Here is a 25794-nt window from a genome sequence, read left to right as displayed (position 1 = left end):
AGCTACTCCAGCGCCTGAACCTCCGGCCGCTCGGCGCATTGCTCCGGCGTGGAGGCAGCGCGGCGCGCCGGCGCCTGCCCGACCGGCGGCACATCGAAAGGACGGCCGATCACGCGCGGCGCGAAGCGGGCGGAATCGTTGCCGGTGCAGCGCATCAGCGCGGAGAGCATGCGCGGCGGCGTGTCGAACGCCTCGAAGGAGAGGCGGAAGGTACCCCAGTGGATCGGCAGCGACACCGGCGATCCCAGCCCTTCATGCACCTTCACCGCCTCGATCGGGCCGATATGGCTGCCCGTGCCCATCTGGCCGGGGACGAAGCGGAACGCGCCGATCGGAATGATGGCGAGGCGGACCAGCCCCAGCGCCGTGGCTTCCGCCGGCCAGCGCCCGTCGCCATAGCCGGTGTCGCCGGCGAAGAAGATGTTGCCGCCGGGCAGCCGGACGACGAAGCTTGACCACAGCGCACGGTTGCGGTCGGCGAACCAGCGGCTGCCCCAGTGATGGTTGCGCGTGACATGCACCGCGATGCCCGGCCGCACCGGCACGCTCGCGCCCCAGTCGAGCGCGGTCGCCTCGACGCCGGCCGATCGCAGGATCGCGTCATTGCCCAGGCTGGTGACGATCGCCGGCCGGTCGCGCGCCCACAGCGTCTTCAATGTCGGCAGGTCCATATGGTCGTAATGATTGTGGCTGACGACGATCAGGTCGATCCTGGGCAGGTCGGCTAGCGCGACGCCCGGCCGCGTCACCCGCGCCGGGCCGAAGCCGAACGGCCCCGCCGTTTCCGCCCAGATCGGATCGGTCAGGATGTTCAGCCCCTGCGTCTGGATCAACACCGTCGCATGGCCGATCCAGGTGACCAGCATCGCCTCGCCATCCACCCGCGCGGGCGGCTTCGCACGCGGCGTGGCCACGCGCTCGGGCCATTCGGGCCGTCCGTCCTCGCCCGTCACATAATTGCGGAAGAACCCGAAGCGGCTTCCGCCGCCGGGCAGCCGGGCGGTATCCTCGCCATCGGGATTGAAGAAGCGCGCGCCGTCGAAATGCCCGCTCTCCGGCCCGCGATAATAGATGCGGTCCAGGAAATGCGGCACGACGACAGCGGCGAGGCCGGCGACGACCAGCAGCCAGAGCAGGACGGCGAGCGGAATACGAAAGGCGCGGCGCATCAGGAACGGTGCGCGCGGCGAAGCTCAGGCGGCGCGCAAGGCGTATATCGCCGGACGATAGCGCGGTTCGGGTGTCGGATCGCCGTGCTCGGTCAGGCTTTCGAGCATCAATTCGACTGCAATCCTGACTTCCGTTACGGCCTCTTCAGGCGTTGCTCCATGAGCGCTGCAATATCGCAGATCGGGTACATCGGCGATCCAACACGCGTCTTCATCGGACCAGAACAGGTTGATGTGATAATGCGGCGTCATCGATCGTCTTCCAGCATCAGGCCGTAGGCTTCGATCATATCGGCAAATCGCCTGAGTTGATAGGTCTTCGCCATCTTTCCGTCGGGTTGCGCATTGATACGCTCTGGTAAGCCCCGCTTTAGGTAGATGTGGTGGCTACCGCGGATCCGATCCAACTCGAAGCCGAACGCGCGCAAGAGGCGCTCGAACTCCGCAAAGGTAAGCTGCCGGTTATCGGTCAATTTCTTATATAGGTTGGCGAGTTGGGTCATCAACATTCTCCCTCATCGCCCGCAATGACGATGTGGCCGACATATTGTCGCCATCGTCAGGCTGCTTGGCCTTCCGCCATCAGAAGCCCCTCGCGCGCGATCCGCTCGCGCCACACCAGCGGCGCGAGCTGGTGGACATTTGCGCCTTCGCTGTCGACCGCCACCGTCACGGGGAAGTCGCTGACTTCGAATTCGTAGATCGCCTCCATGCCCAGGTCCTCGAAGCCGACCACCTTCGATCCCTTGATCGCGCGCGCGACGAGATAGGCGGCGCCGCCGACGGCCATCAGATAGGCCGACCGGTGATCGCGGATCGCCTCCACCGCTGCCGGCCCGCGCTCGGCCTTGCCGACCATCGCGAGCAGGCCCTGGTCGAGCATCATGCGGGTGAACTTGTCCATGCGCGTGGCGGTGGTCGGGCCGGCCGGGCCGACCACCTCCTCGCCGACCGGATCGACCGGGCCGACATAATAGATCACCCGGCCGCTGAAGCTCACCGGCAGCGTCTCGCCCCTTGCCAGCATGTCGGCGATGCGCTTGTGCGCGGCGTCGCGGCCGGTGAGCATCTTGCCGTTCAGCAGCAGCCGGTCGCCCTGCTTCCAGCTTTGCACCACCTCGGGTGTCAGCGTGTCGAGATCGACACGGATCGCCGCCTGGTCCGGCGTCCAGTTCACGTCGGGCCATTCCTCCAGCCTGGGCGCATCCAGATAGGCCGGGCCGCTGCCGTCGAGCGTGAAATGCGCGTGGCGCGTCGCGGCGCAATTGGGGATCATCGCCACCGGCTTGCCCGCCGCATGGCAGGGCGCATCCATGATCTTGACGTCGAGGATGGTCGAAAGCCCGCCCAGCCCCTGCGCACCGATGCCCAGCGCATTGACCTTGTCAAAAATCTCGATCCTGAGCGCCTCGATATCGTTCGCAGGTCCGCGCGCCTTCAGCGGCCCCATATCAATCGGCTCCATCAGCGCCTGCTTGGCGAGCAGCACGCAATGCTCCGCCGTGCCGCCGATGCCGATCCCCAGCATCCCCGGCGGGCACCAGCCCGCGCCCATTTGCGGCAGCATCTCCAGCACCCAGTCGACGATCGAATCGCTGGGGTTCATCATCTTGAACTTGGACTTGTTCTCGGACCCGCCGCCCTTGGCCGCGACATCGACCGACACCGTCGCCCCGGGCACCATCTCGACATGCAGCACGCACGGCGTGTTGTCTTTGGTGTTACGCCGGGTGAAGGCTGGGTCGGCCAGCACCGAAGCGCGCAGCTTGTTCTCAGGATTCAGATAGGCGCGACGCACACCCTCATCGATCACCTCCTGCAACGATCGGCTGGTGTCGTCGAGCCGGCAATCCATGCCCCATTTGACGAACACGTTGACGATGCCGGTGTCCTGGCAGATCGGCCGATGCCCCTCGGCGCACATCCGGCTGTTGGTCAGGATCTGCGCGATCGCGTCCTTGGCGGCGGGCGACCGCTCGGCCTCATAGGCCGCGCCCAGCGCGCGGATATAGTCCATCGGATGGTAGTAGCTGATGAACTGCAGCGCGTCGGCGACGCTCTCGATCAGATCGGCGGAGCGGATGGTCGTGGTCATAGGCAAGCGCGGTAGTGCGATCCGATTGTCTCGACAATGTTCCCTGTCGAATTGTGCGTTGTGCATAAGGCCTAGAGTGGATCGACATTTAGTTCTTGGATTTGGGGTGATCCAGGTGCCGCAGCGCTAAATGCCGATCCGCCCTTAGGCTCTAGCCCGACCTTGTGCGCAGCCGGCCCTCATAGTCGCCCTTTCCGATCGGCACGCCCCGTGTGCGCAGGATGTCGTAGGCCGTAACGGCATGGAAATAGAAGTTGGGCCGCGAGTAGGAGAGGAGGAAGGTCTCGGGCGTGAAGGCCAGGGTCCGGGGGGCCCAGGCCGAAGTGGAGGCGTTTTCCTCGTCAACCGGCCGGTAGACCTCGATATCCAGGTCCTTGCCGGACCAGCTATTGATCTCGTCGGGCGTGAACGCCTGCAGTGCTGCCTCCGCCTTGCCAACCATCGCCCGCAGCTCGGCGAAGGGGATCGGCCCCCTGAGCGGAGGCGGATCGAATGTGCCGGTCGTCACCGCCTTCACCCCCCAGACCGCATGATGCGTCAGGGCTTCGATCTGGAAATGGAACGGCGCCATGTCGTCGAACAGGCGGGCATCCACGAAATCATCCGGATCGGCGCCGGTCTCGGCGCAGTGCCTGGTCGCGCGGTCTAGGAAGCCCGCGACCGCGCTCATCGTCTGCAGGAAGGTCGGCACGCTGAGGTCGTAGAGCGATATCGTCATCGATCTTCTCCTAGTCCCTGTCCGGTGCGCCGAGCGGGAAATAGGACCGGAACGGCCGCCCGCCATCGATCGCCCGCGCGAAGCTCGGCCGCGCGTTCAGCCGCTCGCGATAGGCGCGGACATGCTCGAACTGCGCGCCGATCTCGTGCGTCCAGTCGGCGTAGAACAGCGACGGCGCCGCCGCGCAATCGGCCAGGCTGAAACTGTCGCCCGCCGCCCATGTGCGGCCCCTCATCCGCGTGTCCAGCCAGGCATAGGAGGTGTCCAGCAGCGCCCGCGCCTTGTCGTCGCCGATGGGGTCGCGATCGGCCTCGGCGCGGATACAGTTGAATATGATGCTCTGCTGCGGCGTCATCACATAATTGTCGAAGAAGCGGTCCATCATCCGCACCTCCACCGCCGCATCGGCATCGTCGGGGATCAGCTTGACCGGTCCCGGATGATGGACGTGAAGATATTCGATGATGCTCGTCGTCTCGAACACCACCCGCTCGCCCTCGCGCAGCACCGGGAAGCGGTTGAGCGGCCAGATGCGCGCCAGTTCGGCGGCATTATCCTTCTCTTCCAGCATGCGCAGCTCGAACGGCGTGTCGTTCTCGTAAAGCGCGATGAACGCCTTCTGGCAGTAGGACGAAAAGGGGTGGGCGAAGATCTCGATGGTCATGGCGTTCATCCTTTCCGATCTAGAATGACGTGGATCGCCCGCTCGCCGGCGACGTGCCGCGACACCGCATAGCCGAGCGCGGGCAAATCCAGGCCGGCGAACAGCGCTTCGCCCCGCCCGAGCAGCAGCGGCGCGATCGCCAGGTGCAGCTCGTCGATCAGGCCCGCCTCCAGATATTGCCGGACCGTCGCGGCGCCGCCGCCGATCCTGATGTCCCTGTCGCCGGCCGCCTCCCGCGCGCGGTCGAGCGCCTCGTGCATGCCGCCGGTGACGAAGTGGAATACCGTTCCGCCCGCCATTTCCAGCGGCGGCCGCGCGTGGTGCGTCAGCACGAAGACCGGGCAATGATAGGGCGGCTCCTCGCCCCACCAGCCTTTCCATTCGAAGTCGGGCCACGCTCCGCGCACCGGTCCGAACATGTTGCGGCCCATGATCCACGCGCCGAGATTTTCCATCGAGGGCGCGCCGAAATCGTCATCGATGCCGGTCGACCCGCCTTCTTCGCCATATGCCCGCTTGAAGCCGCGGGTGGGCACGAACCATTCGTGCAGCGACTCGCCGCCACGCCCCAGCGGATGGTCGAGGCTCTGGTCGGGTCCGGCCGCATAGCCGTCGATCGAGATACTGAACGCGTTCACCCGGACCCTCGACATCACATCCTCCTCACTGCTTGCGCTATGCAACTGGTTTAAAATCTCCGGTTGTAAAGTGCAAGCAGTATTTCTATCTTCGGCGAATGACGTCGACGATCCGTTCCGGATGCCCGATCAACCTGACGCTGGAGACGATCGGCGACCGCTGGAGCCTGATCGTCATCCGCGATCTGATGTTCGGCAACCGCCGCCATTTCCGCGAGCTGCTCGCCGCGTCGGAAGAGGGGATCGCATCCAATATCCTCGCCGACCGGCTGAAGCGCCTCGTCGAGGCGGGCCTGCTCAGCAAGGCCGACGATCCCAGCCACAAGCAGAAGGCGATCTACAGCCTCACCGAAAAGGCGATCCAGCTGGTCCCGCTGATCGTTCAGATGGGCGCATGGGGCAGGCGGCACCTGCCGACCACCCCCGAGCTCGCCATCCGCGCGCAGCTGCTCGAGGAAGGCGGCCCCGAGATGTGGGATGCGTTCATGGATGAACTTCGTGCAGTTCACCTCGGCGCGCCGATGCCTTCAGGTCCGCGCGTCGCCGATCGTCTCGCCGCGGCCTATGCCGCGCTGTCAGGCGAGCAGGCCGGCGGCCAGCCCTAGCCCGGCCGTGACCGCCAGCGTCGTCACCACGCCGCGCTTCAGGCCGAACAGCAGCACGCCTGCGACCACCGCCAGCACGCCTGCGCGCCAGTCGAAGCTCGCCGGCACCGGCCAGTCGATCCCGCCGCCGGTCGCCCGCACCTCGCGGAACAGCACGTGCAGCGCGAACCACAGCGCCAGATTGGCGATCACCCCGACCACCGCGGCGGTCAGCGCGGCGAGCCCGCCCTTCAGCCGCGGCGCGCGGTTCAGCCGTTCCATCCACGGCGCGAAGGTCATGATCCACAGGAAACACGGCGCAAACGTCACCCAGGTCGTCAGCCCCGCGCCGATGATCCCTGCGACCAGCGGGGTGAACGGCGCGGCGTCGCGATAGGCGGCGAGGAAGCCGACGAACTGCGTCACCATGATGAGCGGGCCGGGCGTCGATTCGGCCAGCCCCAGCCCGTCGGCCATCTCGCCGGGCGCAAGCCAGCCGAAAGTCGTCACCGCTTCCTGCGCCATATAGGCGAGCACCGCATAGGCGCCGCCGAAGGTGACGATGGCGAGCTGCGAGAAGAACATGCCGATGTCCCACAGCACATGGTCCGGCCCCAGCGTCAGCCAGACGATGGCGAGCGGCAGCGCCCACACCGCGCCCCATGCTGCGATGGTGGCGATCGTGCCGCCAGGTCGGGGCCGAGAGACGCCGGGCATGGCCGGCTTGACCCCCAGCCAATCGGGCCGCGCCGCCGCCACCGCCATGCCGATCGCCCCCGCGCCGATCACCACCAGCGGGAAGGGCGCGTCGAACCCTGCGAGCGCGACGAACGCCGCCAGCGCCAGACCGCGCTTGAAGCCGGTCGTCAGCGCCCGTTTGCCGATGCGAATCAGCGCCTGCACGATGATCGCGATCACCGCCGCCTTCACCCCCAGGAACAGCGCCGCGAACCAGTCGAGCCCCACCGCCAGCGTATAGAGGATCGACAAGCCGAGCATGATGGCCGCGCCCGGTGCGACGAACAGCAGCCCGGCGATCAGCGCTCCGCTCAGCCCCTGCAGCCGCCAGCCGATCCAGGTGGCGAGCTGCTGCGCCTCCGGTCCCGGCAGCAGATGGCAGACGTTCAGCGCGGAGAGGAACGCGTCTTCCTCCACCCAGCCGCGATCGTCGATCAGCTCGCGGTGCATCAGGGCGATCTGTCCGGCCGGCCCGCCGAAGCTCAGCCAGCCGATCTTCCAGAAGGCGCGCGTCAGCTCGGCGCGGGATACGGGTGGGATGGGGGACATCGCGGCGTCGGTCATGCACAACCTCCATGCCCGGCGCGCGGCCGGGGGTGAAGGCAACGCTTGGGCGCTGGTGCGCCTGACCGGGAGGTTGCTTCGCCCCGATCGGATGACCTTACGGCCAGGCAGCCCCCAATTGCAAACGCCGCGTTCACCATCTGCATGCGCTCCACGGAAAGGCTGTCCGGTTACCAGTGCCTCCATGGGAGTGGGGCAGCAGGACAGGAACGGCGGACTGAGCCTTCGCGGCGTTGCGCAGCGGCTCGTCGGGACCGGAGAGGCGCCGCCGCCCACCGCCGGCGAACAGGCGCTCCGCTTCGTCGCCGAGTTCGAGGAGCACGGCACCGGCTGGTTCTGGCAGACCGATCGCAACGGCCGGCTGAGCTATCTGTCGGACAAGGTCGCGCGACAGCTCGTGCGCGATGGCGCGCCCGCGGTGGGCGTGGCGCTCACCGAGCTCCTCCAGGTCGACGCCGATGCGCCCAATGGCGAACGCTCGCTCGCCTTCCATCTCTCCTCGCGCACGACCTTCTCCGAATATTCGGTCCACAGCGTGGCCGCCGCCGGCAAGGTCGATCGCTGGTGGTCTATGTCGGGCCGGCCGTCTTTCGATGCGCGCGGCAACTTCACCGGCTTCATCGGCACCGGCAGCGATCTCACCGCGGCGCGTCAATCGGAAGCGGAGATCAAGCGGCTGGCGCTGTCGGACAGCCTGACCGGCCTCGCCAATCGCCAGCGCATGCGCCTTGCGCTCGATTCGGCGCTGGCGCAGGGAACGGCGGCGCGCGCGACCTCGCTGCTGCTGCTCGATCTCGATCGGTTCAAGCAGGTCAACGACACGCTCGGCCACCAGACCGGCGACGCGCTGCTCAAGCAGGTGGCGCAGCGCCTGCTGCGCGCGGTGGGCGAGGGGGGGCTGGTCGGCCGCCTGGGCGGCGACGAGTTCCAGGTGATCGTGCCCGGCGAGGGCCGCCGCGACACGCTGGCCGAGGCCGCGCGCGAGATCATCGCGGCGCTGTCGCATCCCTATTTCATTGACGGATCGTCGATCAGCATCGGCTGCTCGATCGGCATCGCCGTCGCGCCCGACGACGGTATCGATTCGGAGACGCTGGTGCGCAACGCCGATCTCGCGCTCTACGCCGCCAAGGCAGACGGGCGCGGCGTCCATCGCTTCTTCCGCGAGGAGATGCTGCTCGGCGCGCAGGGCCGCCGCCAGCTCGAGGACGATCTCCGCCAGGCGCTCGCCAAGGGCGAGCTCCACCTCGCCTATCAGCCGGTGGTCAGCACGCGCGACGAGAAGATCAAGGGGTTCGAGGCGCTGGTGCGCTGGACCCATCCGGTGCGCGGCGCGGTGTCGCCGGCCGAGTTCGTGCCGGTGGCGGAGGAATGCGGGCTGATCGAATCGATCGGCGAATGGGTGCTGCGCACCGCCTGCATGGAGGCGGCGAGCTGGCCGGGCGAGGTGCGCGTCGCGGTCAACGTCTCGCCCATCCAGTTCGCCAATCCCGCGCTCCCCGCGCTGGTCACGAGCGCGCTGGCCAAGGCCGGGCTGCCGCCCGCGCGGCTGGAGCTGGAGATCACCGAAAGCGTGTTCCTGCACGAAACCGCGTCGTCCGAACGCATGTTCCGCAACCTGAAGGGCATCGGCGTGCGCCTGGCGCTCGACGATTTCGGTACCGGCTACTCCTCGCTCGGCTATCTGAAGACCGCGCCGTTCGACAAGATCAAGATCGACCAGTCCTTCGTCCGCGGCGCCGCGATCGCGGGGAACCGCAACGCCGCGATCATCAAGGCGATCGTCACGCTCGCCGACACGCTCGGCATGGAAACCACCGCGGAGGGCGTCGAGATCCAGGATGAGATCGCGCTGGTGCGCGAACTGGGCTGCAGCCACATCCAGGGCTATGTCTATGGCCGCCCCATGCCCGCCGATGCCGCCGCGGCGCTGCTCGGCCAGGGCGGCGGGCAGGCGGAGGCGTCGGGTTTCAAGACCAGCCGCAGCCCGCGCTCGACGATGCTGCGCTGGGCGTCGATCCTGATCGGCGGCCGCCGTGCGCAGGTGCGCATCCGCAATCTGTCCGCGACCGGCGCGATGATCGACGGCTTCGATGCGGCGGCGGGCCGCGACGTCGATGTGCAGATCGAGCTGCTCGAGGATCAGCTGGTCCCCGCGAAGATTCGCTGGGCGAAGGACGGCAAGGCCGGTCTGCAATTTGTCGAACAGTTCGACATGGAGCGCCTGAACGCCGCCAAACCGTCCAGGATCCTGCGCAAGACGGGCTAAGACGGATCGACATTCAAGCACTAAGCTCCCCTCCCTGCTTGCAGGGAGGGGTTGGGGGTGGGTGCGCGCGTCTGCGCGCCAAAAAGACTCTGGATAGCTAGCCCGAAAAGCGTCGAACGAGGCATTGAGCCTCGCTCGACGCTAAACCCACCCCTCACCCCTCCCTTTCAGGGAGGGGAAAATTGAACGTCGATCCGTCCTAGCGACGCTCCACCGTCACATGCGCGAGGCCGGGCACCCCGGCCAGCCGCACGCGCACCGCTTCGGCGCTCGCCGGCCCGCTCACGGTGACGATCGCCGCGCGTGCTGCGGGGCCGATCTTCCACACGTGTAGATCAACCAGCTCGGCATCGCCCGCACCTTCGATCGCGCTCCGCATCGCCTGCGCCACATCCGGATCGGCGGTGTCGAGCAGCACGCTCGCGCTGTCCCGCATCAACCCCCAGGCCCAGCGCGCGATGACGATCGCGCCGAGGATGCCGACCACCGCATCGGCCCATCCCCAGCCGAGATAGGCACCGGCGAGCAGGGCGACGATCGCAAGCACCGATGTCAGCGCGTCGGCGAGCACATGGAAATAGGCGGCGCGCAGGTTGTTGTCGGCGCCGTGATGATGGGCATGGCCGTGACCATGGTCATGCCCGTGATGATGGTGATGCCCGCCGCCGCCCAGCAGCCAGGCGCTGGCCAGGTTCACCACCAGCCCGATCACCGCCACCAGGGTCGCCTCGCCGAACGCCACGCCGCGCGGTTCGATCAGCCGCTCGACCGATTCCCAGCCGATGCCGAGCGCGAACACCGCCAGCACCAGCGCAGATGCGAAGCCGGCGAGGTCGCCGACCTTGCCCGTGCCGAAGGTGTAGCGCGGATCGTTGGCGTGGGCGCGCGCATAGCGATAGGCGAGCGCCGCGACGCCCAGCGCGCCGGCATGGGTCGCCATGTGGAACCCGTCGGCGAGCAGCGCCATCGATCCGGTCCACCATCCCGCGACGATCTCGACCACCATCATCACGGCGGTCAGCGCGACCACCCATAGCGTCCGCCGCGCGTTTGCGTCATGCGCGGCGCCCAGATAGGCATGCCGCTCGTCGTGGCAGCCGGGGATGTCGTTCACTTCCCGTATCTCCGGATCACCACCGCCAGCTCGTCGGCGCCTTTCAGCCGCTCCTCGGGCGACAGCGAAGGTTCGGCGACATGCGCACGTAGATGCTCCTCGACGATCTCGTCCATCAGCCCGGCGATGGCCCCCTTGACCGCCGCGACCAGATGCAGCGTCTCGGCGCAGGGCGCGTCCGCCACCACCGCGCGCTCGACCGCGGCGACCTGGCCGGCGATGCGCCGCACGCGGGCGACGAGCTGCTCCTTGTTGGCGCGGACGTGACTCATAGGATAGGGGGGTAGCCTATCTCTTTGAACATGGAAAGGGCTAGGCGACGAAGCGGACCGCCCAGACGACCGCCGCCACGATCATGAGCGCCACGGCGGTTGCGCGCATGGGGCGGCTCACCGCCAGCTTCAGCACCGCGAGTTGCGCACCGAGCGCCGCTATCAGCGCGACAAGCGCGATCATCGGCCAGCGATTGTCGCCTTCCTCGATCGATCCCGGCGCGACCATCGGGTCCATCTGCGTCATCCAGTCGTAGCTGCTCGCCGGCATCGCGATCAGCGCCAGCATCGCGACGGCGAAGATCGCCCAGGCGATCGCCAGGCCTGCGTTCCGTCCCATCTCAGCGCACCAGCCGTTCGAAGCGTCCCCAGTGGCGCACGATGAAATCGCCATAGCTGGTATTCTGCTCGATTTGCGCCAGCGACAGCCCCGCGCCGCGATTATAGCGTGCGCCGATCACCCTGATCTGGTCCTGCGACAGATCGGGCAGGTCGTCGTCGAATCCGTCGCGCTCGGCCAGGTCGCGCAGGTGCCGCGCGACGATCGCGATGTTGCGCTCGTCCTGCGCCAGCAGGGCGGCGAGCCGGTTATACTGGTCGCTGGTCGTCGTGGCGGGGTTCATGCCCAGCGTTTGGGCCGCGGTGCGCAGCTGCATGCTGACCGCCCCGAACGAGGTCCGTTCAGGGCGCCGCGTGATCGTCATCCGGTCGGTCCAGGCGGGTCCCGACCAGTCGAACGCCCGGATGGCGTAGGCGATCGTGTCGATGAAGGTCGGATCGCCGCCCACCTCGATCCAGCACACGCCGGCGAGCAGGGGCGGAGGCAGTCGCTGCGCCGTCGCGCTGGCGGTGATGCGCAGCTTGTGATGGCGCACCCAGGCGTCCTTGTACCGCTGGATATAGGGGATGCCCCCGCCCAGCCGCTGCGGCACCAGCTTCCATATCGCCAGATCGACGAAGGTCCAGTCGTCGAAATCCGTGGACTCTTCGGTTTGCGCGGGACGTGAGGCCATGAAACTCCCCGTCGACAATATGGGCTTCAGTTTGACGCGGCGAGGCGAGCCGGTCCAGCGGCGAGTTGCCCCGTTGCATCGTCGGGCGGAATATTTTTGAGGTTCGCGCCCTGTTCCCTTGCGCAAGTCCGCACCCCCGGCAAGTCCACGCGTCGCTGCCCTGCAGCATGACCGCCCCGTCGCCGAACCGAGTCAAAATGGCGGTGAATCGTGCGATGAATGGAGCATTAAGACTCTTGCGTGACTCCGAGAATAGGCACAATCTGTTGTGGTTGAGCCGGGGGCGGCCCCAAGTGCTGGTAGATCGGCGTCCGCGACACCATATTGCGGACAATGATTTTCCACGCGCTGTCAAGCCTGGCGGGTGCGAATAAAATCCCCCGCCGCCCGCCCGCCGGTGATAGCATGGGGGTTCGCCCCTGAGTCGAACGAATGTGGAACAAGAGGGGCGCTATGGATTTCCGGGATACGCGAGAGGCGACGAGCGACGACATGGCAACCGCGACGATTGAGACGACCGCCGAGGCCGCAAAAGCGGCGCCCGATTCGAAGTCGGTGAACCCGCTGCTCTACGCGGTGGAGGTCGATCACGGCCGCGATTCGCTCCTCACCGATTTCGGCAAGGAGACGCTGAAGGACCGCTATCTGCTGCCCGGCGAATCCTATCAGGACCTCTTCGTCCGCGTCGCCAGCGCCTATGCCGACGACGCCGCGCACGCCCAGCGCCTCTACGACTATATCTCGAAGCTGTGGTTCATGCCCTCGACGCCGGTGCTTTCGAACGGCGGCACCGGGCGCGGGCTTCCCATCAGCTGCTATCTCAATTCGGTGCCCGACAGCCTGGAGGGCATCGTCGAGACCTGGAACGAGAATGTCTGGCTCGCCAGCCGCGGCGGCGGCATCGGCACCTATTGGGGCAGCGTGCGCGGCATCGGCGAGCCGGTGGGCCTCAACGGCAAGACCAGCGGCATCATCCCCTTCGTCCGGGTGATGGATTCGCTGACGCTGGCGATCAGCCAGGGCAGCCTCAGGCGCGGCTCGGCCGCCTGCTATCTCGACATCAGCCACCCGGAAATCGAGGAGTTCCTCGAGATCCGCAAGCCATCGGGCGATTTCAACCGCAAGGCCTTGAACCTGCACCACGGCGTGCTCGTCCCCGATGCCTTCATGGAGGCCGTCCGCGCGGGCGCCGAATGGGAGCTCAAATCGCCCAAGGACGGCAGCGAGCGCGGCAAGGTCGACGCCCGCGCGCTGTTCCAGAAGCTGGTCGAGACCCGCCTCGCCACCGGCGAGCCGTACATCGTGTTCAGCGATCATGTGAACTCGACCATGCCCAAGCATCACCGCGATCTGGGCCTCAAAGTCTCGACCTCGAACCTGTGCAGCGAGATCACGCTCCCCACCGGCCGCGACCATCTCGGCCAGGATCGCACCGCGGTCTGCTGCCTCTCCTCCCTGAACCTCGAAACCTGGGACGAATGGAACGGCGACAAGCAGTTCATCGAGGACGTCATGCGCTTCCTCGACAATGTGCTGACCGACTATATCGAGCGCGCGCCCGAAGAGATGGCCCGCGCCAAATATTCGGCCGGCCGCGAGCGCTCGGTCGGCCTCGGCGTGATGGGCTTCCACAGCTTCCTCCAGGCGCGCGGCCTGCCGTTCGAGGGCGCGATGGCGAAATCGTGGAACCTGCGCATCTTCAAGCATGTCGCGGCGCAGGCCAACGAAGCCTCGATGCAGCTGGCGGTGGAGCGCGGGCCGTGCCCCGACGCGGCCGACATGGGCGTGATGGAGCGGTTCAGCTGCAAGATGGCGATCGCCCCCACCGCGTCGATCAGCATCATCTGCGGCGGCACAAGTGCTTGTATTGAGCCGATTCCCGCCAATGTGTACACACACAAGACGCTGTCGGGCAGCTTCTCGATCCGCAATCCCTATCTGGAGAAGCTGCTGATCGAAAAGTCGAAGAATTCGGACAGCGTGTGGAACTCGATCCTCGAACAGGGCGGCTCGGTCCAGCATCTCGACTTCCTCACGAGCGAGGAGAAGGACTGCTTCAAGACCAGCTTCGAGATCGATCAGCGCTGGCTCCTGGAGCTCGCCGCCGATCGCACGCCCTATATCGACCAGTCGCAGTCGCTGAACCTGTTCATCCCGGCGGACGTCGAGAAATGGGATCTCCTCATGCTCCACTTCCGCGCGTGGGAGCTGGGGGTGAAGTCGCTCTATTACCTCCGCTCGAAGAGCGTCCAGCGCGCGGGCTTCGCCGGCGGCGTGGAGGCGGACAACACCTCCGAACTCGCCAAGTTCGAGCTCGGCGGCTCGACCGATTACGACGAATGCCTGGCTTGCCAATAGTGTCGATCAAAGTGGTACTTTGATCGAGTGGAAAGAACTCGATGCTCAAATTTGCGATCATGGCGGTGGTAGGAGCGTTGATGCTGGGGCTCGGCATCTGGTCGCTTCGCACTCGCGCATATACCGATCGCATATCTCCTATTGAGGCTGCCATTCTGAAAACCACGGGCGCTGATCCGCTCCCGATTTCGGCCGGAGATCAAGCATGGGGCCGCGCACAGGCGTGGCTCATGGTGGGCTTCGGTTCCGCTATTCTCGCCCTTGGCGGCTTCATTGTCGCCCTATCTCTATTCGAAGCGGAGTAACCCCATGTCCCTCCTCGAAGCCCGCAAGACCTACAAGCCGTTCGAGTACCCCTGGGCGTACGAGTTCTGGAAGCGCCAGCAGCAGATCCACTGGATGCCGGAGGAGGTGCCGCTGGGCGAGGATTGCCGTGACTGGGCGCAGAAGCTGACCCCGCATGAGCGCAACCTGCTGACGCAGATCTTCCGCTTCTTCACCCAGGCCGATGTCGAGGTGCAGGATTGCTACCACGAGAAATACGGCCGCGTGTTCAAGCCGACCGAGATCAAGATGATGCTCGCCGCCTTCTCCAACATGGAGACGGTGCACATCGCGGCATATTCGCACCTGCTCGACACCATCGGCATGCCGGAGAGCGAATACGGCATGTTCCTCGAATATGCCGAGATGAAGGACAAGCACGATTACCTTCAGCAGTTTGGCGTCGATACCGATGAGGACATCGCCAAGACGCTCGCCATGTTCGGCGGCTTCACCGAAGGGCTGCAGCTGTTCGCCAGCTTCGCCATGCTGATGAACTTCCCGCGCTTCAACAAGATGAAGGGCATGGGCCAGATCGTCAGCTGGAGCGTGCGCGACGAGAGCCTGCACTGCGAAGGCATCATCCGCCTGTTCCACGCCTTCGTGAAGGAACGCGACTGCCTGACCAAGCAGGTCAAGCAGGACATCATGGACGTCTGCCAGACGACCGTCAGGTTGGAGGACGCCTTCATCGATCTCGCCTTCGAACAGGGTCCCGTCCCCGGCATGAGCCCGAAGGAGATCAAGAAGTATATCCGCTACATCGCCGATTGGCGCCTCGGCCAGCTCGGCCTCAAGCCGATCTACATGATCGACGAGCACCCGCTGCCCTGGCTCGCCCCCCTGCTGAACGGCGTGGAGCACGCCAACTTCTTCGAAACCCGCGCGACGGAGTACTCGAAGGCGGCGACGCGGGGGCAGTGGAACGAGGTGTGGGACTCGTTCGACAAGCGGCAGAAGGTGAAGGTTGGCGCTGCGGCTAATGAGGATGGTGGCGGCGAGGATATGTTCCAGCGGGCTGGTGTCGCCGCTGAGTAGATCTAGAGCCCGTGAACGATCTACCTATCCCTCAAGCCCACCCACTTGACGGATGCGATCCTGAGGACTGCTATCGAACAATGATGGCTGAGCGCACAGCGCTCATAACCGCAGGGCGAGAGTCTGAAGACAATCTCATTAAGACCATCATCCAGTTAGCATCAGCACTAGTTGCGCTTATGGCGGGCTTCATTACGCAAAAACAACTAGATTTTTCAATACAAGGTTTTCTCATTTTTAGTGTCTCGATCAGCTTCTTTGTTATCTCAATCATAGCAGCATTGACCGAACAATTTTTCTCTGCCCAAGCATATCGGCAACAGCTAAAATTATTAGAAGATTATTATGGAAAGGTAACGGATTCTTTTTCAGAGCCTGCTGCTAATAAATGGGTCCGAAAAGCCAAAGTAACGGCATTTGCATGTTTTCTGATTGCAATTCTAACGTTGGCTATTTTGGCCGTTCTACAAGCGAGAGGAGTTAACGATGGCAAACGACCGCCCGCCACCCCCACCACCACCACCACCCCCACCGCCGCCACCGCCGCCACCGCCCCCGCCCCCACCCCCACCTCCTCCCCCGCCAGATAGAGGGATTGGACTTGGAGAGGGTAGACAGCAGGCTTCTGTCCCAACAAAATCGGCGGCACCACCGATGCCGCCACCTCCGCCAAAAAAAGGAGGATAGGTTACCAAGAAAGTTGCTTTCGGTTCGCGGGAGAGGATAAGATCTTATTATGTTCTCTCCCGTCGATCCCCTAGCCGCGCACCTCGATCTAGTCCGCACTGCGCGTGGCCAGCGATTCGGCACCATCCTCGCTGATCCGCCGTGGCAGTTCCAGAACCGCACCGGCAAGGTCGCGCCGGAGCATAAGCGGCTCAACCGCTATGGCACGATGACGCTCGACGAGATTTGCGCGCTGCCGGTGGCGGATATCGCCGCCGATCCGGCGCATCTCTATCTCTGGGTCCCCAATGCGCTGCTGCCCGAAGGGCTGCGCGTGATGGAGGCGTGGGGCTTTCGCTACATCTCCAACATCGTCTGGCACAAGGTGCGCAAGGACGGCGGATCGGACGGGCGCGGCGTCGGCTTCTATTTCCGCAACGTCACCGAAATCCTGCTATTCGGCGTGCGCGGCAAGAACGCCCGCACTCTCGCCCCCGGCCGCAGCCAGGTCAACATGATGCAGACCCGCAAGCGCGAACACAGCCGTAAGCCCGACGAGCAATACAAGATCATCGAGGATTGCAGCTGGGGCCCCCGCCTCGAAATGTTCAGCCGCGGCAAGCGCAAGGGCTGGACCGTCTGGGGCAACCAGGCCGATGACGACTACAAGCCGACCTGGGACACCTATAGCTACAATAGCGGCGTGGCCGTCGCGGCCGAGTGATGTTCGAACGGTTGCGCGATGCCGGGTTCGAGCTGGAATTCACCAGCCACGCCGAAGCCATCATCCTCCACGACTTCCACGATCTGATCGACGAGCTGGAGGAAGCGCTGCTCAACATCCGCCTGCCGATGACTGAGATCATCGGCGGCGGGGGCGGGGAGGCGAAGATGACCCAGCGCCTGCGTCGCGGCCTCGCCGCCAAGGCGTGGACCAAGCACAACTTCGAGCTGAAGAAGACGGTCGACGGTGTCGCCAAGGAATCGATCAGCCACGAGATCGATCACGTCCGCCGCACGAAGAACGGCGTGTTCGCGCTTGAAATCGAATGGAACAACAAGGATCCGTTCTTCGACCGCGACCTGGAAAACTTCAAACGCCTCCATGCCGAAGGGGCGATCAGCATCGGCGGCATCGTGACGCGAGGGTCAGCGATGCAGGCTGAGATGCGCGAGCGGGTCGAGAGGTTCGCGACCGATCGCGGCATCACAGATTATGAAGGGCTGGAAGAATTCGGCGCCGGATCGCCAACCAGGCCGCAACGCGCGCAGATACAGAAGGATCTCGATCGACAGGTGTCATTCGCCAAGGCATGGTCGCGCAAGTTCACCAGCGACAAGTTCGGCCAAGCTACAACCCACTGGTCGAAACTGCAGGACCGCATTCATCGCGGCGTGGGCAATCCATGCCCGCTCCTGCTCGTCGGCCTGCCGCCCTCGATCATCGACATGGCCGAGTAGCTCCGCCGACCCCGGATGCCTCAGCACCACAGGGTCGGCGTCGCCTCCTCCGGCTTGGCGACGATCTGCCAGGCGTCGCGGTACAGGATCTGGCCGGGGCGGCGGGTGGCGCGCTTGGTGATGGGCACGCCGCAGGCGTCGATCAGCGCCGCCAGCCCGTAGGCCCGCGCGATCATGATCCGCGCATCGTCCCTGAACCAGCAGATGCCATGCGCCAGCCAGCGCTTGCGCGACTTCACGCAGAACGAACGCCCGCGCGGCACGGGCAGCTCGGCCTCGAACCAGTCGAGCTCATGGCCGATCGCGCGGCGCAGGCTCTCCGGCGTCGCGTCGTCCCACAACAGGCGATAGGCCGGGCCGAACAGGCCACGGTCAACATTACGGCGCGCGGTCGGCACCGGCGCGATAAAACGGACATACATGATTGCGCTCCGCCCGCTGGGGCGGCGAAGCGCGTGACCGGCGGATCAGATGGACAAGGGGCGCCCGCCGGTCATCCGGCGCGGCGCGGCAAACGGGGCAAGCCCGCCTTCCCATGGAGGGAGCATCAGCAGCGCAAACATGACCGTCTCCCCTTCATCCCACGGTCCATCCGTGCGGGACGGCGCCGATAGGCGGACGGGGCGGGGATGTAAAGACGGCGGTGGCTATTCAGCGCCGTCACCCTGTGCGCCGTGCCGGGTGCGCAGGCCAGCACCCTCATCCGTCACCCCGGACTTGTTCCGGGGTCCATCGTGCCGCGAGAGTGGCGCTCACGTCTCCTGTCATTGCCCCAGCCGCTTGGTGGACCCCGGAACAAGCCTGTCCTGAGCCTGTCGAAGGATCCGGGCTGACGGGGCATTATGGTTTCAGGTGACGATCGCCTCGAGATTGCTGACCGCTTCCTCGGACGATCCGCCGCATCAATCGCCGGCGCGTGGCCTCCAGCAGGTGTGTCGCTTCCAGGATACGATCCGGCGTCGCACGGCATCACGCCCGATCACGCGACCGGCTCGCACGTCAGCTTCCGCGCGCGCCCCGTCGCCCTCCTCCCACGCCCGAAAGGAAGATAAGGATATCATCCATTATAGGCTTTCCTACATGATCCATATAGGTTATCATGTGCGCATGACCATGACCAGATATATTTGCCGGCACATGTCCTCGCCGGCCGCGCGCCGAAACGAGGATGGTATGAACTTCAGTCCGGCAAAACACGCGCCAGACACTGAACATACTGAAGTTCGCCCACGCCGGATCACCCGGAATCGGCGGAAAACCGCGAATCGTCATTCATCCGATCGGTTGAACGTGAAATCCGGTCGATCCGCCCGGCCACCGTTCCTCCAAGCCGCTGCGATTGCGGCAAACACCCGTCACCGCCGTCACCGCTGCGCCGCGAATCCGGAACAGCGCCGCCGCGTCGCCCGTTCTTCCCGCCGGTCGCTCACTGGAAGGAGTTGCGTACCATGTCCAAGACCATGACCGCCGCCGCGGCGCTTGCCGCCGCCATCGCCTGTTCCGCGGGCCCCGCATTGGCGCATGACGCGCCGCCGCCGCGCAGCTGGGTCTATTCGGAGGAGAATTCGCATTATCGCGACCTGATGACCGATCTGTCCGAGGCCCGGCGCGAGCTGCGCAACGATCTGCGCGGCGCAGACGACGCGGCCGATGCGGAGAACGCCCGCCGCGAATATCGCCGCGAGGTCGCCGACGCGCATGACGATTTCGCACAGGAGATGGCGGAGAAGGGCTTCATCGTCCGGCGCGGCCGAGCCTACCTGGATGGCGAATGATCCTGATGCGGGACGGCGCGGCGCGTCGTCCCGTTGGCATTTGCCGGCGCTCTCTGGTAGAACATAAGGGGTACAATCAGGGAGCCCGTCATGCCGCCGCTCGGGCCGATTATCGTCACCATGCCAAGCAGGCCGTGCCGCAGCCGCCGCTCGCCGCGGGCGGGGCGCTGCTCAAATTCTACCATCTCGAAAGGCCGGGCGAGCCGGTGCCGGAGGATCTCGCGGCGGAAGCGCGGGGCATGCTGGCCTGGGCCGGCGGGGAGGGGACGCTGGGCGCGGGCGATCACGGCTTCGTGCTGCTCCACCGCTGCGGCGCGGATTTCCACTTCCTGCTGGTGTCGGTGTGGCGCGGCGCCAACGAGGTGTGGGAGGCGGTGTGGCATCATCAGGGCGCGATGGCCGGTTTCGCGCCCTTCGCCCCGGCCTATCCCGAGTCGCCGAACGGTCTGGACGCCGCGCCGCTCAGGCCGACCTTCTGCGTATGGGAACTGGCGATCGTGGCGCACGAGGCGCTGGCCTGGGGCCGGCTGCTCGCCTCGGATCGCGGCGAGGCCGATCTCGCCCGCTGGCGCGCCGACATGCTCGCCGGGGCGGTATGAGCTCAGTCGAGCATCGCCCGGTGGCCGACAAAGCCAAGCCGGGTGATGCCCGCCCGCCTGATCGCCGCCATGGTCTGCGCGAAGCGGTCGTACCGCGCGGCTTCGTCGGTCCGCACGGTCAGCTCGGCATTGGGATCGTCGCGGATCGCGGCGAGGCGCGCGGGCAGCGCGGCGTCGGCCACGGGCCTGCCGTCCAGCGACACCGCGCCGTTCGCCGCGATCTCCAGCCGGTGGGTGACGCGCAGCTCGATCGGGCCGGGGGCGGGCTGGGGCAGCTCGACCGGAACCTCGTGGTTCATGATCGGGATGGTGATGATCACCATCACCAGCAGCACCAGCATCACGTCGATCAGCGGGGTGGTGTTCATCTCGGCGAACATCTGCGGCTCGCGCGCGGCGGGAACGAAACGACGCATGGCCTGTCTCCCTGCAATAGTCATGTTATGACATCACATTCAACGGCGATGGTCAACCTCGGGGTCATGCGGACGGACTAGGCCGTCAGGCCGATGGCGGATTTACCTTTCGTTAACTATTTCCGGAGACAATCGCGTTAACGTTTCGGCAAATCGGGAGACACCCCATGCGCGCCGTGCTGTTGCTCGCCGCCGCCGCCCTGTCGCTCGCCGGCTGCGCCGGGAAGGAGCGCCTCGCCACGGTCGGCGATGTCGCGGCGGCGGAGCAGGCGACCGGCTGGCGCGCGCTGATCGCGCATGACGACAGCGAACGGCTGCAGAACCTGGACGGCATCTGGCAGGAGGCGCGCGCCGTCGCCATGCGCCGCTCGAAGAGCGCGCTCGCCGGAGAGGCCGATCTGCTCGCCGCAGACGCCGCGCTCGATCATCCCGCCCTGCCGCCGGGCTCGTACAATTGCCGGCTGGTCAGCATCGGGCAGAAGACGCGCCGCGGCCCCGCCGTCCGCGCCTATCGTCCCTTCTTCTGCTATGTCCGCAGCGAAGGGGCGGACGCGCTGTCCTTCACCAAGCAGACAGGGACCGATCTGCCCGGCGGCTGGCTGCATCCCGACGGCGACCGGCGCTACGTCTTTCTGGGCGCCAAGCAGCTGAAGCCGGGCGACAACTCGCTCGGCTATGGCAGCGATTCCGATCGCGATCTCGCCGGCGTGGTCGAACGCGTCGCGCCGTTCCGCTGGCGCCTGGTCGTCCCCTGGCGCAACGGCAAGCCGGGTCTCGACGTCTATGAACTGACCCCGGTTCCGGCCGAACAGCAGGCCCCGCAGGCGACCGAGACCACCGCGACCGATACGACGCCGGGCGGCTAATTCGCGATCGGCAGGCGCAGGCGGACGAGCAACCCGCCCAGGTCCTCGCTTTCCTCCAGCGATACGGTGCCCTCGTAGATTTCGGCCACGTCGCGGACGATGGCGAGGCCCAGGCCCGTGCCGGGCTTGGAGGTGTCGAGTCGCGCGCCGCGGTCGAAGATGCGGCTGCGCTCGTCCTCGGGGATGCCCAGCCCGTCGTCCTCGACCATGAACTCGACATAGCCGGCCTCGGCGCAGACCGTGACGAACACGCTGCCGCCGCCGTATTTCGCGGCGTTCTCGATCAGATTGCCCAGCATCTCGTCCAGATCCTGCCGCTCGACATGCACCGACAGGTTGTGCGGGCCGTCGATGTCGATGCGGACGTCGGGGTAGAGCCGCCCGACCGCGCGCTCGACCGCCTCCAGGCTCGGCCATGCCTCGGCGCGGCTGTGCGCGCTGCCGCACCGCCCGACGGCGCGCGCGCGGGCGAGGTGATGGTCCACCTGCCGCCGCATCGTCCGCGCCTCGCGCACCACGGTCTCGGGCAGGTCGGCCGCCGCGGCGGTCGCCGCGTTCATGATGACGGTGAGGGGGGTCTTGAGCGCATGGGCGAGATTGCCGGCATGGCGGCGCGCTTCCTCCGCCTGCTTTTCGTTGTGCGCGATCAGGTCGTTCAATTCCTCGACCATCGGCGCGACCTCGTCGGGCATCGCATCCTCGACGCGGCTGATCTGTCCCAATCGCATCTGCTGGATCGCCTCGCGCACGCGCCTGAGCGGCCACAGACCGTAGAATGTCTGCAGCGCGGCAAGCGCGATCAGGCCGAGGCCGAGCAGCGCGAAGCTGCGCACCAGCGTCCGCCTGAGCGTCGCGATCTGCGCGTCGAGCCCGGCGCGGTCCTGCGCCACCTGGAAGCGCCACAGTACGGGCGATCCGGGCAGTCGCGCGTCGCGCTCGACGATACGCAGCGTCTGATCGGGCATCTGGTCGCTGTCGTAGACGTGCAGCTCGGTGTCGTTGTGGTCGCGGTCGGTGCGCAGGCGCCGGTCCCACAGCGAGCGCGACGGAAACGGCTCGAAGCCGCCGCCCGATATCTGCCAGTAGAGGCCCGAATAGGGTTCGAGGAAGCGCTGGTCGCCGAGCGGGCGGTTGAACATGACCGCCCCTTGCGGATCGATCTCCGCCGCGACGATCATCGCGGTCAGGACATAATCGAGCTGATCGTCGAAATTGCGGGTGATGGCGGAGGTCAGCACGCGGTCGAGCGCGACCCCGCCGCCGAGCAGCAGCAGCAGGATCCACGCCGCCGCGATGCCGATCATCCGGCGCGACAGCGAGCCGGTCGATCGGGCGACCTGGTGCCGCGGCGGCGGTACGTCCTCGACGGCTTGTGCCGTATCGGTCACGTGGGCGGTCAGTCGGCGTCGGCGGGCCGGGGCGCGTCGGGATCGTCCAGGCTATAGCCGAGCCCGCGGATGGTGGTGATCACGTCGGCGCCCAGCTTCTTGCGGATGCGCGTGACGAACACCTCGATCGTGTTCGAATCGCGATCGAAATCCTGATCGTAGATGTGCTCGATCAGCTCGGTCCGGCTGACGACCTTGCCCTTGTGGTGGAGGAGATAGCTCAGCAGCTTGTACTCCTGCGCAGTCAGCTTGACCGGCTCGCCCGCCTTGGTGACCTTGCCCGAACGCGTGTCGAGCCGGACATCGCCCGCGTTCAGCTCCGAACTCGCATTGCCGCTGGCGCGGCGGATCAGCGCGCGCAGGCGGGCGATCAGTTCCTCGGATTGGAACGGCTTGGCGAGATAGTCGTCGGCGCCCGCGTCAAGCCCGGCGACCTTGTCCGACCAGCTGTCGCGCGCGGTCAGCACCAGCACGGGCATCGCCTTGCCCTCCTTGCGCCAGCGGTCGAGCACGGTCAGCCCGTCGATCTCGGGCAGGCCGAGATCGAGCACCACGGCGTCATAGCTTTCGGTGGAGCCGAGAAAATGCCCCTCCTCGCCATCGGTGGCGAGGTCGATGGCGTAGCCCGCGCCCTCCAGCGTATTGCGAAGCTGCTGCCCCAGGCTGGGCTCGTCCTCGACGATCAGCACGCGCATAGATTCGATCCCCTTACTTATGTCTTGGCGCGACAACGCGCGTCAGCGGCCGATGATCCGGCCCGAACGGCCATCGACATCGATCCAGATCACCGATGCTTCGCGCATGAACTTGAGCGTGTAAACCGCAGAATCCCTGTCGAAGGTCGATCCGATATAGCGCGCCCCGCGCATTCGCGGGATAACCCGCGCCTCGATCTCCGACAGCGACATGATCTCGCCAGCGCGCAGCGCGCGGAAGGCGAAATCCTGATCGCCGCGGTGGCGCTGCTCGCGCCGCTCCCGCTTGTCGGGCTTGCTCTGATCGGCCATGGCGGCAGGCGCCGCGAGCACAAGCGCGGCAAGTGCCGCTAAAGCGGCGGAAAGACGTGGCGTCTGCGGCATCGTCCTTCCGGCTTAGGGGTGAAGCATTGAATAGCCAATGAATATGGCGTGCAGCCCTGTGCAAGCTCGCCGCCACTGTTACCGGGAAGCAACTATCCGATGGCCGCTCCAATCCTGTCTTACGAAGATCTGGGTATCGTCCAGGGATCAGGCTGGCTGTTTCGCGGTCTCGACCTCCATATCGGTGCGCGCGACCGGCTCGCGCTGATCGGCCGCAACGGCGCGGGCAAGACCACGCTGCTCAAGCTGATCGCCGGCGCGATCGAGCCCGACGAGGGCAAGCGCACGATCGTGCCCGGAACGCATGTTGTGCTGCTTGAGCAGGAGCCGCGCATGGAAGGATGCGCGACGCTGATGGATTTCGCGCTGGGCGGCGGCGACGCGCCGGCGCGGCATATGGTCGAGGCGATCGCCGATCAGCTCGGCATCGACATGGCGCGCGACGCGGCGACCGCAAGCGGGGGCGAGCGCCGCCGCGCCGGGCTGGCGCGCGCGCTGGCGCAGGAGCCCGACATGTTGCTGCTCGACGAGCCGACGAATCATCTCGATCTCGCCGCGATCGAATGGCTGGAGGCGTGGTTGCAGCGTTATGCCGGCGCATTTGTGGCGATCAGCCATGATCGCACCTTCCTGACGCGCCTCACACGCTCAACCCTGTGGCTCGACCGCGGCGGCCTGCGCCGCGCCGAGATCGGCTTCGGCGGGTTCGAGGCATGGACCGAGAAGGTCTATGTGGACGAGGCGCGCAATGCCCAGCGGATCGACGCGCGGCTGAAGATCGAGGAGCATTGGCTGCAGCGCGGCGTCACCGGGCGGCGGCGGCGCAACCAGGGGCGGTTGGCCAAGCTGATCGAGATGCGCGCCGAACGCGCCGCGATGATCGGACCGGCGGGCGCGGCCAATCTCGGCATCCAGAGCGACGATGTGCGCACCAAGGCGGTGATCACCGCCGAGCATGTGACCAAGCGCTTTCCCGGATCGGGGTCCGGGACGGGCGGCGATCGCACCATCATCAAGGATTTCACCCTGCGCATCCAGCGCGGTGATCGAATCGGCGTGGTCGGCGCGAACGGGGTCGGCAAGACCACGCTGCTCAAGCTGCTGACTGGCGAGATCGCACCCGACGAAGGGCAGGTGCGGCTGGCCAAAACGCTCCACAGCATCATCATCGATCAGCGGCGCAGCCTGATGGCGCCGGACAAGCGCGTGCGCGACGTGCTGGCCGATGGCGGCGACTGGATCGAAGTGCGCGGCGCCAAGAAGCACATCCAGGGCTATTTGAAGGAGTTCCTGTTCGATCCCGGCATGGCGGACGCGCGGATCGGCGCCTTGTCCGGCGGCGAGCAATCCCGCCTGCTGCTTGCCCGCGAATTCGCCCGGCCCTCGAACCTCTTGGTGCTCGACGAGCCGACCAATGATCTCGACCTCGAAACGCTCGATCTCTTGCAGGAAGTGATCGCCGACTATGACGGCACGGTGCTGATCGTCAGCCACGATCGGGACTTCCTCGACCGCACCGTCACGCTGACGCTGGGACTCGACGGCAGCGGCCATGTCGACGTTGTTGCCGGCGGCTATGCCGATTGGGAGGCGAAGCGCCGCCCCACGCGGACGAAGGTCAAATCTACGGCTAGGACCGTGCCGGTGACGACCATGGCGCCGCCGCCGAAACCGGCGAAGCTCAGCTACAAGGACCAGCGCGATTACGACCTGTTGCCGGACCGGATTGAGCAAATTGAGGCGACCATTGCGCGCGACGAAGCGGCGCTAGCCGATCCCGAACTCTACACACGCAATCCGGATAAGTTCGCGGCGCTTTCCAGCGCGATCGAAAAGGCGCGCGCCGAACGCGATGCCGCGGAGGAACGGTGGCTGACGCTGGCGGAGCAGGTGGAACGGCTGGCGTCCGGCGGCGACTGAACGCCAACGCGAGGCCCGCCGGATCAAACTATAGGCCCATCACACGTCACCGCGGCGTGCACCAAC

At 66.1% G+C, this 25794-nt stretch carries 29 protein-coding genes; 12 read left to right on the top strand and 17 right to left on the bottom strand.

The genetic code is table 11. The features are described 5' to 3' along the window. Positions 1–2 precede the first annotated feature (2 nt). From D1610_RS07635 to D1610_RS07605, 7 genes are all read right to left on the bottom strand, one after another. Complete coding sequence (locus tag D1610_RS07635; protein WP_118863516.1) at positions 3–1169, bottom strand: MBL fold metallo-hydrolase; 1167 nt, start codon at positions 1167–1169, stop codon at positions 3–5. 24 nt (positions 1170–1193) lie between these two features. Beyond that, on the bottom strand, positions 1194–1421 hold the full coding sequence (locus D1610_RS07630; protein WP_118863515.1) for a type II toxin-antitoxin system HicB family antitoxin: 228 nt from the start codon (positions 1419–1421) through the stop codon (positions 1194–1196). Continuing rightward, positions 1418–1672, bottom strand: a complete 255-nt coding sequence (locus D1610_RS07625) for a type II toxin-antitoxin system HicA family toxin (protein ID WP_182466736.1) — start codon at positions 1670–1672, stop codon at positions 1418–1420. The genes D1610_RS07630 and D1610_RS07625 overlap by 4 nt, the downstream gene beginning before the upstream one ends. Before the next feature lie 56 nt (positions 1673–1728). Then, on the bottom strand, positions 1729–3264 hold the full coding sequence (locus D1610_RS07620; protein WP_118863513.1) for a fumarate hydratase: 1536 nt from the start codon (positions 3262–3264) through the stop codon (positions 1729–1731). A 151-nt stretch (positions 3265–3415) separates the two neighbouring features. Beyond that, positions 3416–3982, bottom strand: a complete 567-nt coding sequence (locus D1610_RS07615) for a DUF1993 domain-containing protein (protein WP_118863512.1) — start codon at positions 3980–3982, stop codon at positions 3416–3418. Between the two features lie 10 nt (positions 3983–3992). After that, entirely contained in the window at positions 3993–4646 is a 654-nt protein-coding gene (locus tag D1610_RS07610; RefSeq protein ID WP_118863761.1) for a glutathione S-transferase family protein, read from the bottom strand. Positions 4647–4651: 5 nt separating this feature from the next. Further along, positions 4652–5299, bottom strand: a complete 648-nt coding sequence (locus tag D1610_RS07605; RefSeq protein WP_118863762.1) for a dihydrofolate reductase family protein — start codon at positions 5297–5299, stop codon at positions 4652–4654. 83 nt (positions 5300–5382) lie between these two features. Here D1610_RS07605 and D1610_RS07600 point away from each other — a divergent pair, with 83 nt between their 5' ends. After that, positions 5383–5889 (top strand): winged helix-turn-helix transcriptional regulator, encoded by a 507-nt coding sequence (locus D1610_RS07600; RefSeq protein WP_118863511.1) that lies wholly within the window; start codon positions 5383–5385, stop codon positions 5887–5889. Here the strand turns inward: D1610_RS07600 and chrA are convergent. Further along, positions 5860–7170 (bottom strand): chromate efflux transporter, encoded by a 1311-nt coding sequence (gene chrA / locus D1610_RS07595; RefSeq protein ID WP_245942032.1) that lies wholly within the window; start codon positions 7168–7170, stop codon positions 5860–5862. The two genes, D1610_RS07600 and chrA, sit on opposite strands and share 30 nt — an antisense overlap. Here chrA and D1610_RS07590 point away from each other — a divergent pair. After that, positions 7145–9439 (top strand): EAL domain-containing protein, encoded by a 2295-nt coding sequence (locus D1610_RS07590; protein ID WP_118863510.1) that lies wholly within the window; start codon positions 7145–7147, stop codon positions 9437–9439. The genes chrA and D1610_RS07590 overlap by 26 nt on opposite strands. Positions 9440–9638: 199 nt before the next feature. Here D1610_RS07590 and dmeF read toward each other — a convergent pair whose 3' ends face one another. The 4 genes from dmeF to D1610_RS07570 are packed head-to-tail and all read right to left on the bottom strand — an operon-like array spanning position 9639 to position 11838. Continuing rightward, complete coding sequence (dmeF, locus tag D1610_RS07585) at positions 9639–10553, bottom strand: CDF family Co(II)/Ni(II) efflux transporter DmeF (RefSeq protein WP_118863509.1); 915 nt, start codon at positions 10551–10553, stop codon at positions 9639–9641. Next, on the bottom strand, positions 10550–10825 hold the full coding sequence (locus D1610_RS07580; protein WP_118863508.1) for a metal/formaldehyde-sensitive transcriptional repressor: 276 nt from the start codon (positions 10823–10825) through the stop codon (positions 10550–10552). The genes dmeF and D1610_RS07580 overlap by 4 nt, the downstream gene beginning before the upstream one ends. A gap of 40 nt (positions 10826–10865) precedes the next feature. Further along, complete coding sequence (locus tag D1610_RS07575; RefSeq protein ID WP_118863507.1) at positions 10866–11165, bottom strand: hypothetical protein; 300 nt, start codon at positions 11163–11165, stop codon at positions 10866–10868. 1 nt (position 11166) lies between these two features. Further along, positions 11167–11838 carry a hypothetical protein gene (locus D1610_RS07570; RefSeq protein WP_118863506.1) on the bottom strand — a complete coding sequence of 224 codons (672 nt, stop codon included), beginning with the start codon at positions 11836–11838 and terminating at the stop codon, positions 11167–11169. A 453-nt stretch (positions 11839–12291) separates the two neighbouring features. Between D1610_RS07570 and D1610_RS07565 the strand changes: the two genes are divergently transcribed. The 6 genes from D1610_RS07565 to D1610_RS07540 all read left to right on the top strand — a co-directional run bounded on the left by D1610_RS07565 (position 12292) and on the right by D1610_RS07540 (position 17685). Then, the gene (locus tag D1610_RS07565; RefSeq protein WP_118863505.1) at positions 12292–14196 is read left to right on the top strand and encodes a ribonucleoside-diphosphate reductase subunit alpha; all 1905 of its coding nucleotides are present in this window, start codon (positions 12292–12294) and stop codon (positions 14194–14196) included. Positions 14197–14237: 41 nt separating this feature from the next. Continuing rightward, positions 14238–14501, top strand: a complete 264-nt coding sequence (locus D1610_RS07560) for a hypothetical protein (protein ID WP_118863504.1) — start codon at positions 14238–14240, stop codon at positions 14499–14501. A gap of 4 nt (positions 14502–14505) precedes the next feature. Further along, a complete protein-coding gene (locus D1610_RS07555) occupies positions 14506–15558 on the top strand; it encodes a ribonucleotide-diphosphate reductase subunit beta (RefSeq protein WP_118863503.1) in 1053 nt (350 codons plus the stop codon). Positions 15559–15641: 83 nt separating this feature from the next. After that, complete coding sequence (locus D1610_RS17250; protein ID WP_222926977.1) at positions 15642–16148, top strand: hypothetical protein; 507 nt, start codon at positions 15642–15644, stop codon at positions 16146–16148. Between the two features lie 146 nt (positions 16149–16294). Further along, a complete protein-coding gene (locus tag D1610_RS07545) occupies positions 16295–16948 on the top strand; it encodes an MT-A70 family methyltransferase (RefSeq protein ID WP_118863502.1) in 654 nt (217 codons plus the stop codon). Beyond that, a complete protein-coding gene (locus D1610_RS07540) occupies positions 16948–17685 on the top strand; it encodes a BglII/BstYI family type II restriction endonuclease (protein ID WP_118863501.1) in 738 nt (245 codons plus the stop codon). The genes D1610_RS07545 and D1610_RS07540 overlap by 1 nt, the downstream gene beginning before the upstream one ends. Before the next feature lie 20 nt (positions 17686–17705). Here D1610_RS07540 and D1610_RS07535 read toward each other — a convergent pair whose 3' ends face one another. Further along, the gene (locus D1610_RS07535) at positions 17706–18107 is read right to left on the bottom strand and encodes a hypothetical protein (protein ID WP_118863500.1); all 402 of its coding nucleotides are present in this window, start codon (positions 18105–18107) and stop codon (positions 17706–17708) included. A 1026-nt stretch (positions 18108–19133) separates the two neighbouring features. Between D1610_RS07535 and D1610_RS07530 the strand changes: the two genes are divergently transcribed. Together D1610_RS07530 and D1610_RS07525 are read left to right on the top strand one after the other, a co-directional pair. Continuing rightward, a complete protein-coding gene (locus D1610_RS07530; RefSeq protein WP_118863499.1) occupies positions 19134–19460 on the top strand; it encodes a hypothetical protein in 327 nt (108 codons plus the stop codon). A 134-nt stretch (positions 19461–19594) separates the two neighbouring features. Next, entirely contained in the window at positions 19595–20059 is a 465-nt protein-coding gene (locus D1610_RS07525) for a hypothetical protein (protein WP_118863498.1), read from the top strand. 2 nt (positions 20060–20061) lie between these two features. On the opposite strand, the gene D1610_RS07520 is transcribed toward D1610_RS07525, so the two are convergent. Continuing rightward, a complete protein-coding gene (locus tag D1610_RS07520; RefSeq protein ID WP_118863497.1) occupies positions 20062–20475 on the bottom strand; it encodes an ExbD/TolR family protein in 414 nt (137 codons plus the stop codon). Between the two features lie 167 nt (positions 20476–20642). Between D1610_RS07520 and D1610_RS07515 the strand changes: the two genes are divergently transcribed. Continuing rightward, the gene (locus D1610_RS07515) at positions 20643–21341 is read left to right on the top strand and encodes a DUF4893 domain-containing protein (protein ID WP_118863496.1); all 699 of its coding nucleotides are present in this window, start codon (positions 20643–20645) and stop codon (positions 21339–21341) included. Here D1610_RS07515 and D1610_RS07510 read toward each other — a convergent pair. Genes D1610_RS07510 through D1610_RS07500 form a run of 3 tightly spaced genes read right to left on the bottom strand, consistent with a single transcriptional unit; the run spans position 21338 to position 23736 of the window. Continuing rightward, positions 21338–22729: a sensor histidine kinase gene (locus D1610_RS07510; protein WP_245942030.1), complete on the bottom strand. Its 1392-nt coding sequence runs from the start codon at positions 22727–22729 to the stop codon at positions 21338–21340. The two genes, D1610_RS07515 and D1610_RS07510, sit on opposite strands and share 4 nt — an antisense overlap. 8 nt (positions 22730–22737) lie before the next feature. Next, positions 22738–23424, bottom strand: coding sequence for a response regulator transcription factor (locus D1610_RS07505; protein ID WP_118863494.1), 687 nt, complete (start codon positions 23422–23424; stop codon positions 22738–22740). A gap of 42 nt (positions 23425–23466) precedes the next feature. Beyond that, a complete protein-coding gene (locus D1610_RS07500; RefSeq protein WP_118863493.1) occupies positions 23467–23736 on the bottom strand; it encodes a hypothetical protein in 270 nt (89 codons plus the stop codon). Between the two features lie 171 nt (positions 23737–23907). Between D1610_RS07500 and D1610_RS07495 the strand changes: the two genes are divergently transcribed. Next, complete coding sequence (locus tag D1610_RS07495; RefSeq protein ID WP_118863492.1) at positions 23908–25728, top strand: ABC-F family ATP-binding cassette domain-containing protein; 1821 nt, start codon at positions 23908–23910, stop codon at positions 25726–25728. Positions 25729–25794: the final 66 nt, after the last annotated feature.

The sequence above is a fragment of the Sphingomonas gilva genome (genome assembly GCF_003515075.1).
GTDB lineage: Bacteria > Pseudomonadota > Alphaproteobacteria > Sphingomonadales > Sphingomonadaceae > Sphingomonas > Sphingomonas gilva.
Note: the sequence above shows the minus strand (reverse complement) of the source record. Positions and strands in the feature narration are given on the sequence as shown.

Coding starts and splice junctions, on each gene's coding strand:
- D1610_RS07635 (WP_118863516.1), bottom strand. CDS start 1,169: ATGCGCCGCGCCTTTCGTATTCCGCTCGCCGTCCTGCTCTGGCTGCTG.
- D1610_RS07630 (WP_118863515.1), bottom strand. CDS start 1,421: ATGACGCCGCATTATCACATCAACCTGTTCTGGTCCGATGAAGACGCG.
- D1610_RS07625 (WP_182466736.1), bottom strand. CDS start 1,672: ATGACCCAACTCGCCAACCTATATAAGAAATTGACCGATAACCGGCAG.
- D1610_RS07620 (WP_118863513.1), bottom strand. CDS start 3,264: ATGACCACGACCATCCGCTCCGCCGATCTGATCGAGAGCGTCGCCGAC.
- D1610_RS07615 (WP_118863512.1), bottom strand. CDS start 3,982: ATGACGATATCGCTCTACGACCTCAGCGTGCCGACCTTCCTGCAGACG.
- D1610_RS07610 (WP_118863761.1), bottom strand. CDS start 4,646: ATGACCATCGAGATCTTCGCCCACCCCTTTTCGTCCTACTGCCAGAAG.
- D1610_RS07605 (WP_118863762.1), bottom strand. CDS start 5,299: ATGTCGAGGGTCCGGGTGAACGCGTTCAGTATCTCGATCGACGGCTAT.
- D1610_RS07600 (WP_118863511.1), top strand. CDS start 5,383: ATGACGTCGACGATCCGTTCCGGATGCCCGATCAACCTGACGCTGGAG.
- D1610_RS07590 (WP_118863510.1), top strand. CDS start 7,145: ATGGGGGACATCGCGGCGTCGGTCATGCACAACCTCCATGCCCGGCGC.
- chrA (WP_245942032.1), bottom strand. CDS start 7,170: ATGACCGACGCCGCGATGTCCCCCATCCCACCCGTATCCCGCGCCGAG.
- D1610_RS07580 (WP_118863508.1), bottom strand. CDS start 10,825: ATGAGTCACGTCCGCGCCAACAAGGAGCAGCTCGTCGCCCGCGTGCGG.
- D1610_RS07575 (WP_118863507.1), bottom strand. CDS start 11,165: ATGGGACGGAACGCAGGCCTGGCGATCGCCTGGGCGATCTTCGCCGTC.
- D1610_RS07570 (WP_118863506.1), bottom strand. CDS start 11,838: ATGGCCTCACGTCCCGCGCAAACCGAAGAGTCCACGGATTTCGACGAC.
- D1610_RS07565 (WP_118863505.1), top strand. CDS start 12,292: ATGGATTTCCGGGATACGCGAGAGGCGACGAGCGACGACATGGCAACC.
- D1610_RS07560 (WP_118863504.1), top strand. CDS start 14,238: ATGCTCAAATTTGCGATCATGGCGGTGGTAGGAGCGTTGATGCTGGGG.
- D1610_RS07555 (WP_118863503.1), top strand. CDS start 14,506: ATGTCCCTCCTCGAAGCCCGCAAGACCTACAAGCCGTTCGAGTACCCC.
- D1610_RS17250 (WP_222926977.1), top strand. CDS start 15,642: ATGGCTGAGCGCACAGCGCTCATAACCGCAGGGCGAGAGTCTGAAGAC.
- D1610_RS07545 (WP_118863502.1), top strand. CDS start 16,295: ATGTTCTCTCCCGTCGATCCCCTAGCCGCGCACCTCGATCTAGTCCGC.
- D1610_RS07540 (WP_118863501.1), top strand. CDS start 16,948: ATGTTCGAACGGTTGCGCGATGCCGGGTTCGAGCTGGAATTCACCAGC.
- D1610_RS07535 (WP_118863500.1), bottom strand. CDS start 18,107: ATGTATGTCCGTTTTATCGCGCCGGTGCCGACCGCGCGCCGTAATGTT.
- D1610_RS07530 (WP_118863499.1), top strand. CDS start 19,134: ATGTCCAAGACCATGACCGCCGCCGCGGCGCTTGCCGCCGCCATCGCC.
- D1610_RS07520 (WP_118863497.1), bottom strand. CDS start 20,475: ATGCGTCGTTTCGTTCCCGCCGCGCGCGAGCCGCAGATGTTCGCCGAG.
- D1610_RS07515 (WP_118863496.1), top strand. CDS start 20,643: ATGCGCGCCGTGCTGTTGCTCGCCGCCGCCGCCCTGTCGCTCGCCGGC.
- D1610_RS07505 (WP_118863494.1), bottom strand. CDS start 23,424: ATGCGCGTGCTGATCGTCGAGGACGAGCCCAGCCTGGGGCAGCAGCTT.
- D1610_RS07500 (WP_118863493.1), bottom strand. CDS start 23,736: ATGGCCGATCAGAGCAAGCCCGACAAGCGGGAGCGGCGCGAGCAGCGC.
- D1610_RS07495 (WP_118863492.1), top strand. CDS start 23,908: ATGGCCGCTCCAATCCTGTCTTACGAAGATCTGGGTATCGTCCAGGGA.